This window comes from Lysinibacillus sp. RS10, from assembly GCF_041956855.1.
GTDB lineage: Bacteria > Bacillota > Bacilli > Bacillales_A > Planococcaceae > Lysinibacillus > Lysinibacillus xylanilyticus_A.
Map to the genome: position 1 here is coordinate 3,498,543 of NZ_CP167122.1, position 12,675 is coordinate 3,511,217.

At 36.3% G+C, this 12,675-nt stretch carries 14 protein-coding genes; 9 read left to right on the forward strand and 5 right to left on the reverse strand.

Annotation, left to right across the window (positions count from 1 at the left end):
- Positions 1 to 5 precede the first annotated feature (5 nt).
- Complete coding sequence (locus tag ACB089_RS17900) at positions 6 to 167, reverse strand: TetR/AcrR family transcriptional regulator (protein WP_374963170.1); 162 nt, start codon at positions 165 to 167, stop codon at positions 6 to 8.
- 115 nt (positions 168 to 282) lie between these two features.
- Between ACB089_RS17900 and ACB089_RS17905 the strand changes: the two genes are divergently transcribed.
- The 6 genes from ACB089_RS17905 to ACB089_RS17930 all read left to right on the forward strand — a co-directional run bounded on the left by ACB089_RS17905 (position 283) and on the right by ACB089_RS17930 (position 5,548).
- Positions 283 to 771 carry an HXXEE domain-containing protein gene (locus ACB089_RS17905; RefSeq protein WP_374963172.1) on the forward strand — a complete coding sequence of 163 codons (489 nt, stop codon included), beginning with the start codon at positions 283 to 285 and terminating at the stop codon, positions 769 to 771.
- 101 nt (positions 772 to 872) lie between these two features.
- Positions 873 to 1,601, forward strand: coding sequence for an ABC transporter ATP-binding protein (locus ACB089_RS17910; protein ID WP_374963174.1), 729 nt, complete (start codon positions 873 to 875; stop codon positions 1,599 to 1,601).
- Positions 1,598 to 2,614, forward strand: a complete 1,017-nt coding sequence (locus tag ACB089_RS17915; RefSeq protein ID WP_374963176.1) for an ABC transporter permease — start codon at positions 1,598 to 1,600, stop codon at positions 2,612 to 2,614. The genes ACB089_RS17910 and ACB089_RS17915 overlap by 4 nt, the downstream gene beginning before the upstream one ends.
- Before the next feature lie 468 nt (positions 2,615 to 3,082).
- Positions 3,083 to 3,949: an ABC transporter ATP-binding protein gene (locus tag ACB089_RS17920; protein ID WP_374967590.1), complete on the forward strand. Its 867-nt coding sequence runs from the start codon at positions 3,083 to 3,085 to the stop codon at positions 3,947 to 3,949.
- Positions 3,950 to 3,970: 21 nt separating this feature from the next.
- Positions 3,971 to 4,678 (forward strand): ABC transporter permease, encoded by a 708-nt coding sequence (locus ACB089_RS17925; protein WP_374963177.1) that lies wholly within the window; start codon positions 3,971 to 3,973, stop codon positions 4,676 to 4,678.
- A 210-nt stretch (positions 4,679 to 4,888) separates the two neighbouring features.
- Positions 4,889 to 5,548, forward strand: a complete 660-nt coding sequence (locus tag ACB089_RS17930; protein WP_374963179.1) for a hypothetical protein — start codon at positions 4,889 to 4,891, stop codon at positions 5,546 to 5,548.
- 264 nt (positions 5,549 to 5,812) lie between these two features.
- Here the strand turns inward: ACB089_RS17930 and ACB089_RS17935 are convergent, their stop codons facing one another.
- Positions 5,813 to 6,271 (reverse strand): DUF523 domain-containing protein, encoded by a 459-nt coding sequence (locus tag ACB089_RS17935; RefSeq protein WP_374963181.1) that lies wholly within the window; start codon positions 6,269 to 6,271, stop codon positions 5,813 to 5,815.
- 367 nt (positions 6,272 to 6,638) lie between these two features.
- Between ACB089_RS17935 and ACB089_RS17940 the strand changes: the two genes are divergently transcribed.
- Positions 6,639 to 7,124, forward strand: a complete 486-nt coding sequence (locus ACB089_RS17940; protein ID WP_374963183.1) for an NUDIX domain-containing protein — start codon at positions 6,639 to 6,641, stop codon at positions 7,122 to 7,124.
- Positions 7,125 to 7,173: 49 nt separating this feature from the next.
- Here ACB089_RS17940 and ACB089_RS17945 read toward each other — a convergent pair whose 3' ends face one another.
- The 3 genes from ACB089_RS17945 to ACB089_RS17955 all read right to left on the reverse strand — a co-directional run bounded on the left by ACB089_RS17945 (position 7,174) and on the right by ACB089_RS17955 (position 9,858).
- Entirely contained in the window at positions 7,174 to 7,695 is a 522-nt protein-coding gene (locus tag ACB089_RS17945; RefSeq protein ID WP_374963184.1) for a DUF6886 family protein, read from the reverse strand.
- A gap of 13 nt (positions 7,696 to 7,708) precedes the next feature.
- On the reverse strand, positions 7,709 to 8,470 hold the full coding sequence (locus ACB089_RS17950; protein WP_374963186.1) for a class I SAM-dependent methyltransferase: 762 nt from the start codon (positions 8,468 to 8,470) through the stop codon (positions 7,709 to 7,711).
- Positions 8,471 to 8,655: 185 nt separating this feature from the next.
- Positions 8,656 to 9,858: a YbfB/YjiJ family MFS transporter gene (locus tag ACB089_RS17955; RefSeq protein WP_374963187.1), complete on the reverse strand. Its 1,203-nt coding sequence runs from the start codon at positions 9,856 to 9,858 to the stop codon at positions 8,656 to 8,658.
- A 117-nt stretch (positions 9,859 to 9,975) separates the two neighbouring features.
- Here ACB089_RS17955 and ACB089_RS17960 point away from each other — a divergent pair, with 117 nt between their 5' ends.
- Together ACB089_RS17960 and guaD are read left to right on the forward strand one after the other, a co-directional pair.
- A complete protein-coding gene (locus ACB089_RS17960; protein WP_374963189.1) occupies positions 9,976 to 10,866 on the forward strand; it encodes a LysR substrate-binding domain-containing protein in 891 nt (296 codons plus the stop codon).
- Between the two features lie 432 nt (positions 10,867 to 11,298).
- On the forward strand, positions 11,299 to 12,666 hold the full coding sequence (gene guaD, locus ACB089_RS17965) for a guanine deaminase (protein WP_374963191.1): 1,368 nt from the start codon (positions 11,299 to 11,301) through the stop codon (positions 12,664 to 12,666).
- The last annotated feature ends 9 nt before the right edge of the window (positions 12,667 to 12,675 follow it).

The following is a 12,675-nucleotide window of genomic DNA, read 5'->3' on the forward strand; positions in this document are numbered from 1 at the left end:
TCAAACTAATCCTTATAATGTAAATAAAACGTTCCTCGATTAATGTTTGCAGTAGAAGCCAGATTTTTAACGGTTACTCGTTCAAAGCCTACCTCTTCTATTTGTATAATTAATGCATTTTTTATAGCTGACTTTGTTTCAAAATTCATCATTTTATGGATAGACATGTATACCCTCCGTTCTATTGACACTTTATACCAACTTGTTCATTGTAATTGCCAATATGCTAACGTAAAATTTCATTAGTATCAACACTGTGTTCAGTAAAGGAGAGGAAAATTTATGGAAGCTTTAGTCGTTTTCTTTTGTTTAGCCATTACCCTACACAATATTGAAGAAGCTATATGGTTACCTCAATGGTCAAAGCACGGTTCAAAGTTTCAAAAAGCTGTGACGCCAAATGAATTTCATTTCGCAGTGTTTGTGATTACAGCTTTAGCTTATTTATCGGCATTTTTCTTTATCTTTTTGCCCCAATCTAATTTTGCGAAATGGTTTTTCATTGGATTTTTAGGCGCGATGATGATCAATGCTATTTTTCCGCATCTTCTAGCAACATTAGTAATGAAAAAATATGCACCTGGACTTGTAACAGCATTACTACTTAATATTCCAATCAACTCCCTAATCATTCATAGGATGTTCGAGACTCATTTAATTGGATGGACAGAGCTAGTATTTTCAACGATTCTGGTAGGTTTAAGTTTGTTAACGCTTATTCCATTTCTGTTTAAGTTAGGCGGGATGATTACTCTTAACTCAAAAACGTAATCAATGAACACTTTTTGTTATTCTGTTTATTGTAATCGCTTAATCATTGCCTTACAATTTCAGTTATCAACACTGTGTTCAGTAAAAGGAGAGATGAATACATGGGAAACAACGCAATTTCACTAAACTCGATTGAAAAAAAGTTTCATCAAAAACAAGTAATTGCCCCGCTTTCCTTAGAAATTCCAAAGGGGCAACTTATTGGCTTGCTTGGCCCTTCTGGCTGTGGGAAAACGACATTGATTAAAATGATTATGGGCATGATCAAACCGGATAATGGTAGTATTCAAGTATTAGATTTAGTCGTTCCTCATAAGCAATTGCTGATGGATATTGGCTATATGGCACAATCTGATGCACTGTATCTAGACTTAACAGGTCATGAAAATCTCCATTTTTTTGCAAAGCTATATCGATTATCGAAAAAGGAGCGAGCTGAACGTGTAAATTATGCTGCAAACCTTGTTCATTTAACGGATGATTTAAACAGTAAGGTGATGAATTATTCTGGAGGGATGAAACGGAGACTATCCCTTGCAATTGCCCTTATTCAAAATCCAAAGTTGTTAATTTTAGATGAACCAACTGTTGGAATTGATCCCGTACTAAAAAAAGAAATTTGGCAGGAGTTAATTCGTTTAAAAAACGATGAGCATAAAACCATTTTAGTAACGACACATGCAATGGATGAGGCAGAGCGCTGCGACCAGTTGGCTATGCTACGCAATGGCCGGATCATCGCACATGGAACCCCTCATGATTTGAAAGCTCATTATCAAGCAAAAGATTTTGATGAAGTATTTTTAAAGGCTGGAGGTGAAGCACTATGAGAATCGGCGCAATTGTTACAAGAATTATTCAGCAAATGGTTCGCGATAAACGTACACTTGCCTTATTATTTTTGGCACCACTTCTTGTACTTTCGCTAATGTATTTTGTTTTTAATAGTGATGAGCCTGAAGTAACACTCGTTGTTTCAAATGGTCCTGTACAGCTAATTGAAAAACTTGAGGCTGCAGATTTTCATGTCATCGAAAACAATGATTTTACTATTACCAACTTAAAAGAAGAAGAATATGATGGCTGGTTAGCTTTCGATCAAACTCAATTGAAGCTCACATTATTAAATGATGATCCATCTACAGCCAAAGCTTTAAAGATGAAGCTTTCTCAGGTTTTGCAGCCAGAGCAATCTTCAAAGATGAAGTTGACGACTGACTATGTATACGGTGATGAAAATACCGCTATTTTTGATATTTTTAGCCCGATGCTTATAGGTTTCTTTGTTTTCTTCTTCGTCTTTTTAATCACAGGTATAGCCTTGTTAAAAGAACGAACTTCAGGGACACTGGAACGTTTACTAGCTACGCCGATTAAACGTTCTGAAATTGTTGCTGGCTATATGATTGGTTATGGTTTGTTTGCCTTACTTCAAACGACTATTATTGTTCTATTCGGGATTTATGTCCTGGATATCGTGCACGTTGGCTCCATCTGGCTCGTTCTACTAATCAATATTATCGTTGCACTTGTTTCATTATCATTAGGAGCTCTCTTATCAAGTTTTGCTGCTTCAGAGTTTCAAATGATGCAATTTATTCCGCTTGTCATTGTACCGCAAATTTTCTTTTCAGGTATTTTCCCACTCGATAACATGGTTGAGTGGCTACAAAATATAGGTCGAATCATGCCATTATATTATGCAGCTGACGCGTTGAATGGGGTTATGTATAAAGGATATTCCTTTAGTGACATTTTACCGGACTTAGCCATTCTCGCTTCCTTCGCTCTTGTGTTTATTACATTAAATATTGTCAGTCTAAAAAAATATCGATCATTATAATCAAAAGGGTCTGCTCAAAATTGGGCAGACCCTTTATTGTAAACTAACCAAAAACAGGAAATTAAACCAATTTTCATTAGCAATAGAACTAATATTCATCTATACTAAATTTACAGTTACTGGTCTTGGACTTTGTACATCGTAAGTATGAATCATCACCATAACTTGTGGTTGATTTCCGTTCCGACCGGGCGCTTTGTTGCTGTCGCTTCGCTTTCGCACAGATAAAACATTTTGTTGCTGACACTTCGCTTTCGCGCAGAGCAGAGCTTCCTGGGGCCTCCGATGAACCGCTGATCCCCAAGGAGTCGCCCAGCCTCCACTCCAATCAACTTATATACAAAGCATACGTCTTTAAAAAAGTCACCCACAACTTTGGTGATAAACCGTAAGTATACATATATAGAAATAGCAGTGATTTAGAATAAGAATGCTTAAAAATAAAGGTGTGTAAAGATGAATACGATTATGGAAATCCAGAACATCTCTAAACAGTATAGAGGTAAGCAAATTTTAGAGAATGCTACATTTTCTATTTGTGCCAATCAAATAATAGCTCTTGTAGGAAAGAATGGGTCAGGTAAGAGTACCCTTCTAAAGATCATTGCAGAATTAGTCGATGCTGACAGTGGTTCTATTGTGAAACATCGACAATCATTAAAAATTGGGTATGTGCCAGAAGTGACGCCTTCACATATTCTGTTTACACCTGAAGAATATCTTTATCATATGGGCAGCATTCGAGGTATGACCAAAAAACAACTACAGCAAAGAATAAATGACTTACTTGAATTATTTCATTTACAGGATGCACGGAATATCCGGATTGATAATTTTTCCAAAGGTATGAAGCAAAAGGTTATGATCATGCAGGCAATGCTTGAAGATACAGATCTACTAATCTTAGATGAACCATTGTCAGGACTGGATCCTAAAGCACAGAGCGATTTAGAAGAAACTCTCTCTATTTTAAAGGACAGAGGGTTAAGTATCGTTTTAACATGTCATGAAACAAAATTACTTCAACATCTTGTTGATACCGTCCTTGTTATTCAAAATAACAAAGTCATTCAAAGTGATTCAACACATAAGTGGAATACATCGAAAAATAAATTAATTTTTGAAATTTCAAGTGAGGAATTAGTAGATAACCTATTACCTATTCTTGAAATTCAACAACAAAGTCTTTTAAACAACGGTTGTTTTGAGGTAATTACCTTTATTAAGGCACAGGATACAGACCCAGTATTATTAGAGCTACTACATAAAAAAGCCTCAATTAAACAATTAATCCCGATAAACGTAAAGGAGGAACAATTCTATACCCATTTTTAATGAGGAAGAATAGACGCCGACATGACTAGTTTATTACGCTATCAATTTATCAATTATTTAAGAACCTATAAATATGTTCCACCCTTTTCAATTTTCATTTTATGTCTTGTTGTAAACTATACCTTTGTCCCCAATCCAATTTTAGATAGCTATTCGTTTACAGCTATCATTCTCTTCTTTCTAATGGGATGGTTTACAATCACACTATTTCACGCAGAAGATGAAGAGCAAAAAGTAATTACCACGCTTCATGCAAAAAGTCGAAAACAGTACAATTTAGGGATTTTTATTATCTGTGGCCTAATCGGTTTAGGCTTAAGCTGTGTATCCGTAATCTACCCTACTCTAATCGGTGCCTTTGGAGAAGATCCAAGATTTATCCATCAATTACTAGGAATCCTCTCACATTTTAGTTTATCTGTACTAGCCATTGCACTTTCAGCTATCTTTACAAGAGAACTCGTCAAAAACAATCAAAATACTTGGTGGGGTGTACTTAGCATCTTAATTGTTTCTGTTGTGATCGCTACCTTAAAAGAGTCGATTCTTCAGATAAAGGGACTGATTTGGCTGTTTCCACCTGTCCACCTGTCATTGGAAATGATGAGTTCAGAAGATTCTATAAAAACAATACCGAACAACTTTTATTGGCAGTTTGCTTGGATATTTATCTATGCAAGCCTAGTTATAGCGTTGTTCTTTCTCCTGTCAAATCGGAAAAGGAAATAAGATTTTAAAGAAAGGGAGACATTTTATGTTAAAAAAGCTAAAGTGCTAATTATAGAAGATGAAGGTGATTTAAATACGGTATGTCAGAATTTGCAAACAGTAAATTGGATCGACGTTTCAAACAATACTGGTTTGTGGCAATTTTTCGTGCGTTAAATGATGTTGCCACTATATAATAAAAGAAATTCAAACTAGATTGGTTGTGATGACATGGAAACAGTTCATATTCCTATCGACGCTCAACATATTATTAGTACCTCTAGCAAAGGCAATCAATCGAAATGGCGTATCGGCAACAAGTGGGTCAAACAAAATGCACGAGGTTATGAGGGGCAAGCAGAAGTATTAGCTTCCCTCATTCTTGAATGCTCAACTCTTGATCGCTCTAAATATGTCGTCTATCAGCCATGTATCATTCAGTTGGCTGACGGTGAACAATTTGAAGGCTGCAATTCACTCGACTTTCGTGGTACAAAACAGGAAGTGACACTTGAGCGCTTGTTTGAAGCAAATTTCAGCTCTACGGACCCTATTACAAATAACAAAACACTTTCTACTAAAGAAAAATTCGAGCAATTAATGGCGCAGGTTGAGCAGTATACAGGACTCGTTGTACATGATCAGATTGCACAGCTATTTGCTTTTGATGCCCTTATTCTAAATGAAGATCGGCATACAAATAACATTTTATTTTTATACGATCCAAAAGAAAAAACTTGGGAGCTGACGCCTATTTTCGATAACGGGCTTAGCCTATTATCCAATGAAAAAGACTATCCACCTGGCAAACCTTTCATCCCGATGTGTGAGGGTTTCGCCTTTAAATCGAATCCAAATTTCACCTCTTTAACAAGAGTTTTTTTTAGTTAACCACTAAAAATTAAACGAGCTCTCAGACGTATTTTAAATCAAGTTGACGTGTGATTCCCCATCTCGGTTCGTCTGGAAGGCTCTTTAAGAAAACTAGTATCAAACAGAGCGAAAATTTTTAGCAAAGAACAGGTAAGGAGATAAAACAAACGATATCAATAGATCAAACTATACAACGAAAATACTTTGCATTTCTCTCAAAAAAAATGAATTCCTTTTTGTATCGAAAGGAATTCAACTTTTCATAACTTTACAATGATAAAATTATTTGATATCTGAGAAAAAATCTTCTTCAGAAAAGACCTCAATATTATTTCTTCTGAGCAATGCAGTCGTTACGCCTACGCCAACTAATTTTGTCCCATTGAAATCTCCATTGTAAATCATTGCACTGCCACAGGATGGACTATACTCTTTTAATATAACCTTAGTTGCACCTAGTTCGAGTGCTTTCTGTAATGTTGCATATGCACCTTTTAAATAAAGCTCCGTTACATCACTTCCAGATTTTTCAATCACTCTCGCTCTTCCATCAAGAACGTCTTCACCATCTCCGCCAACTATTTCTGCTGGCTCACGAGGCGTCGAAAAACCGCCCATAAGTTCAGGGCACACAGTTACTGCCCTATTTTCTAACACAAGCCGTTGAATTCTTCCATCTAAACTATCTGTTCCGTTATAACGTACCTTTAATCCTGCTAAGCAGGAGCTTATTAAAATCATATGCGCACCTCATTTTTTAGCAATTTCGTATAAGTATCACTATAACTCATTAGAAAAGTCCGTCAACAGCTCTTACAATGACTTAAATTGCTTCCTTGCCCCTCTATTCATTTTTAATAAGCGATATTGATTCTTTTAACTGACTTTTATTATTTAAGTAGCACATTCATTTCACAGATTTGTGCTACTATTTCTTTATCTAGATTTTTTGAACTAGTAATACATGCATGAAAAAAACGAGAAGTTATCAAAAATGCAAATATATTTAATTTAAAAGCAGATAAATGGAGGAAGCGTACTGACTGGAATCTGCCAAATTCAGATGCTTGAAATTTTCGCTTTGCCATTTTAAAAGGAGGAAAAAGACTTGGTTGAATTTACAATCTGTTTTCTTAAAAAGGGTAACCAAATATTATTGCTAAATAGGGATTTTCCAGAGTGGATGGGAGCTTGGAATGGTGTAGGGGGAAAGATTGAGAAAAATGAAACTCCACTGGCTGGTGCATTACGAGAAATTAAAGAAGAAACAGGCATTGCACTTCAGGATATTACATACAAAGGAAAAATAACGTGGACTGACGGTACCATCAACTTTGGCTGCATGTATGCCTTTATTGCGGAATTACCAGAGTCCTATTCATATGTGACACCGATTAAAGTCGCAGAAGGCATTCTCGATTGGAAAGATCTCTCATGGATTTTCCACCCTCAAAATGTTGGAATAGCAGATCTTAAATATTACTTACCGAAAATGCTAGAAGAAACAAACAACTATGAATATATATTTACATATAAAGAAAGCAAATTGATTGACGTGACTTCTACTCCATTAGCACAAACAATTATTGTTTAGATACAACAAGCCTCGTAAACGCGACTGTAACGTTTACGAGGCTTGGCTGTTATTTTCTTGGCTGTGCAAATCGCATTCTACACATCGACCAGTTAAATGATGTTTTTTGAATTTCATCATGAATATCCCACAAATTATCGACTACCCGCAATTCAACATTGCGCTTAAACAGTTCCTCAAATAAATTTTCCACTTCAAATTTAACAATAGGAAATTGTGTTGTTTCACTTACATAGTAGCCAGCATTTTGATCTTGTAGTGTGAATCCATTACGATCAAATTCATATAAGTAAAGTTTCGTATTTTTCATCGTCTCAAACCACTTGCTTTCAATAACAATAACGTGTGAACATTGTGTCGATGCTATAAAAGCTCGTTTATCCTGTTCCGTAGTAGTAGCACCAATATGATAACAAACACGCGGGCAATTTCTAGGTGTTAAAAAGTTAGGCAAACATGTATCGTTGATTGCCCATACTAGCCCTTTTTTCGGATCTAAATCTGGTCGATCAGGTAATCGGGGATGAAAAACTGTAATATCATTTTCCTCACTGACATGAAATATGCGCACATGTTTCCCTCCTTTATTTTCTTAATTTAAATACGATAAAATCTGCACAATGTAAATCTTCCTCGAATTGTGGATACTTTGTAAGCATCTCTTTTGAAGGCATCGGTTCGATAACGTCTTCTATCGTAAATCCTGCTTGAATAATTGCTTTCATATAGTTCGTTAATGTTCGATGATAAAAGACAATTTTTTCATCAGAATCTAGCGGAAGCTTTTGATCATATACACCTTCATAAAAATATCGCTGAACTTTCCAATACTGTTGGTCAAGTTTTTCATTTCTGATCCATCCGCTATTAGGCGTAATAAAGCAAGGATGAAGAATCGAAAAGATGAATGTGCTATTTGGCTTTAACAGGCGATACATCTCACTCAAAGCTGCCTGATAATTCTCTAAATCTTGCAGTACCATATTGGAAACAATACAATCGAACTGTTCATCTGCTAAAAAATTTAGTTTTTCACAATTTCCATATTCATATTGTATAGTGACTTCCCCAGGTGTTCTTTCCCTAGCAATTTCCAGCATTTTTTCTGAATAATCAACAGCTGTGACAATAGCTCCTTTTTGAGCAAGTATTCTACTTAGATAACCTTCTCCGCATCCTGCATCTAATAGACTTTTCCCTTCCACCTCTTCCAATAAAGAAAAAATAGCTGGGTTCAATAATACTTCACGGTGAATACCACCATGCTCATCATAGTCTGCTGTAAACCTTTCTGCATTTTGATTCCAGCGTCTAATCGCCTCTTCCGTTGTTACTGTTCTTTTCATTCTATTTCCTCATTTCTTTATAGGATCGTAACGTTACGTCTTTTGTGCACATCAATATTTTTTCATATATGTAAAAAAAGATATAGACTTATATTTTATTTTTTTATATCATGTAGATAGAGGCACGCCATCTTTAGGTAAATATTCAAGCCAGAAATCCTAATTGGATTTCTGGCTTTTCTAATTTAAGGACTAGATTGAGTTTTGATAGGCAATGCATGATCTAAAGTCGCCTGTCGTTTAACAGTGATCCATCTTCCACATACCATCACAATCAATGCAAAAAATACAATGACTCCTGCAAAGATAAGCGCTGCCTTATAGCTATTATAAACGGCCACAAGCTGACCAGCGATGATTGGACCAATAATTTGTCCAAATGCATAAAACGTTGTTAACAATGATACTACTGGACCACTTTGCGTTGGGAATAGCTGACGTGCATAAGATGTCGTTAACGTCACAATTCCTACAAATGTTAAGCCGAATAAAAAGGACGATAATAATACGCTCCATGCTGTTTGTGAAAATACTGGTAACAAGATACCTAAAACTTGCAATATGTATGCCACAAACAAAATTTTAATTGCTGAGAATTTCTCTAATAATACAGTCCAAACAGGTGCTGACGGTATGGCCGCTACCCCAACAATGACCCAGCTATACGAAGAGTACTCTTGCAGTGAAGGAATATTATGAATGATATCCACTAAAAAAGTACCTGTGATAATATAACCTAACCCCTCTAAGCCATATGCGACAATCAGCCATGGCATAAAGCCCGTTGTCATTTTTGCATCGGAGGATTTTGCGGTCCTCACACTTTCCTGTACATCCAAATCTCTCCAAAGTATAAATGTCATCACTAAAAACACAGCAGATAAAACCCCTAGGCCGATCCATGTACCTTGCCAAGCAAAACGCGCTTCAAATGCAGGTACGAATAAACCTGAAATAGCAATTCCTAATCCAATACCACCAAATAAATAGCCTGACCATCGTGTAAGGGAATGCTTTGCTAAATAATCCATAATAATGCTCGATGTTAAGACAAAAATAAGTCCCCCTGTGATGCCTGCAATCAGACGAAGTGCAAGCCAAACATTATATATTTCAATGATTCCCATAAGAACAATAGAAAGGACATTCAAAATAACACTTAACAATAAAAAGTTCTTTTTTTGGCGATTGATAAATCCTGCCCACAACGCGCCAATAAAATAGCCAATATAATTACTTGATGCCAAAAATCCTGCAACTTCAAACGAAAACCCGACATCATTACGCATAAATGGCAAAATTGGTGTGAATGCAAATCGGCTAATTCCCATTGCCACTACAAGTAATAGCACCCCTCCAAATAAAATTCCAACATGCTGTCGATTCATCTCGTCCCCACCCCCTAAAAACTTTTTGTAATTAAAAGGATACAGAGGGAAAATTAATAAATCTAATATATAATTTATATAAAAGGATAAAATTTTTTTATAAAAGGTGGATACTTAATGAATTTACATGCTCTTAGATTATTCACAAAAGTAGCTGAACTCAAAAGTGTTTCAAAGGCAGCACAAGCTCTAATGATTAGTCAGCCTGCCGTTACCATTCAAATTAAAAATTTAGAAAAAGAACTAGACTTAACTCTTTTAGAATCGAAAGGTAGAGGAATTACCTTAACACAAAATGGGGAGTTTTTATTTCAACAGGCTCAGCGATTATTTGATTTAGAATTGGATATTGAACACAAATTAGAGCAATTAAAAAACACCGGTAATGAAGAATTACAAATTGCTTCTACCCATGTTCCATCCCATTTTTTATTACCGAAATGGCTCGCAAAATATAAGCATGCCTATCCGGCAACTAATATCCACATAAAATCGGCTAATTCCCAACAAGTTATTGAAGAATTACTTCACTATAAGGCTGATATTGCTTTTATCGTAAAAGAGGACGGTCATCATCCAGATATTAATTATCAATTCCTCATGAATCTCGATTATTGGTTTATCGTCCCATATGGACATCCGTTGACAGATCAAAAAGTGACTTTAGCGGAATTAATGCAAGAGCCATTTGTTTCACGAGAAGATGGTAGCTCTACAAAAGAATATTTAAACGCTTTATGTAAGGTGCATAAAATCCCACCACCAAGAGTAGGGCTGCAACTGGATGGTATCAATGAATCAATTCACGCCATTGCTGCTGGATATGGTACGATGCTAGCCCCATCTATAGCAGCTTCAAGCTTTCTTCAACGGCAGCAAGTAGCCCGAGTTTTTATAAAAGACATCGACATTCAGCGTCCTATTTATCTATGCACACGGAAAAATGAACAAAATACCTCCTCGACCTTTAATACTTTTATTAACATCGTAAATGACTCCATTTCATAACAGTCATTTTTTAAAGCTTGAACTACACAAAATTTGTACAACAACGAATTGAAGTGTAGTCTTTTTTTGCAAAAATTTGTAACTAACTATATCTCAATTGCTCATTACCAAAACGTGTGGTTGATTTCCGTTCCGACTGGGCGCTTTCCTGGGGGCGTCCGATGAGCCGCTTCGCTTCGCTCCAGGGTCTCATCTGTGACGCTGATCCCCAAGGAGTCGCCCAGCCTCCACTCCAATCAACTAATATACAAAGCATACGTTTTAACAAAAAAGAACCATCTCGATAATTCCAAAAAGAGGTAGAAACAGACAAAACTTTTTAAAAAACCTAAAACCACCCTCATTAATATTCGTTTTTATATAGACTTAACAGTTTTAATGACCTATAATAATCCATGCATACATCAATACACGAACATTAAGGTGGTTTTTATGACTGATTATACGTTAATTTTCAAAGGGACAGCTTTTTCAAGTAAATCTCCTACTGAAGTACAAATTTTAAAGGATCATCTATTCTTCATTAATGCTGACGGGATGATTGAGAAGACTGTAGCTCCTGAGCAAGCAGACTATCAAAATCTACTAACTACATATCAACATCAAGAAAATTTCCATCAATTAGCTGACGGTCAATATTTCTTACCAGGCTTTATCGATTTGCATGTACATGCACCACAATGGGCACAAGCTGGAACTGCATTAGATATTCCACTTTATGACTGGCTAAATACATACACATTCCCTATCGAATCAAAATTCTCCGATTTAGAGTTTGCACAAGAGGTCTATGGAGATTTAGTAAGCACTCTTCTTGCAAATGGAACTACTACATCACTCTATTTTGCAACAGTCCATAAAGAAGCGAGCCTGCTATTAGCAAATATTTGCGCTGAAAAAGGGCAACGAGGTCTAGTTGGGAAAGTCGTGATGGACGATCCTGAACAAAATCCAGACTATTATCGTGATGCAACTACGCAATCTGCATTAAAAGATACAGAAGAATTTATTGTAGCTGTAAAAGAATTAGCCAAATCAACGAAACAGGGTGTTTATCCAGTTGTAACACCACGCTTTATCCCAAGCTGTACAGACGATGCTTTAAAAGGTTTGGGAGAGTTAGCTGCTAAATATGATACACATATCCAATCTCATTGTAGTGAAAGTGATTGGGAGCATGGCTACGTACAGGAACGATTTAAGAAAAATGATGCCTTTGCCTTACATGATTTTGGCCTACTGGGCGATAAATCTGTGATGGCACATTGCAATTTCTTAAATGATGACGATGCCCAGTTATTTGCTGAAACAGGCACAGCAATTGGTCATTGTCCAATTTCCAATGCTTATTTTGCAAATAGTGTCATTCCAATTGCCCGCTTCCATGCAAAAGGCGTTGATATCGGATTAGGGTCAGATATTTCTGGCGGTTTCTCCCCTAGCCTCTTCGATAATGCTAGACAAGCAGTTATGTCATCTAGAATGCTAGAAGACGGTGTTGATCCATCTCTTCCTACTGAAAAACGTGGTGTCCCAAATTCACGTATTACGATTAATGAAGCATTTTATTTAGCAACAGCAGGTGGCGGAGAAAGCTTGAGCCTACCAATTGGTCGATTACAAGAAGACTACACGTGGGATGTACAAATCATCGATACTAACATACCATCTGCAAAACTTCCTATATTTGATAGCAAGGAAGATTTACAGGATATCTTCCAAAAAATTATGTATCTTGTGCGCCCAGAAAATATCCGTGAAGTTTGGGTACAAGGAAATAAGGTTCACGCTAGAGCATAGATAGTCTCT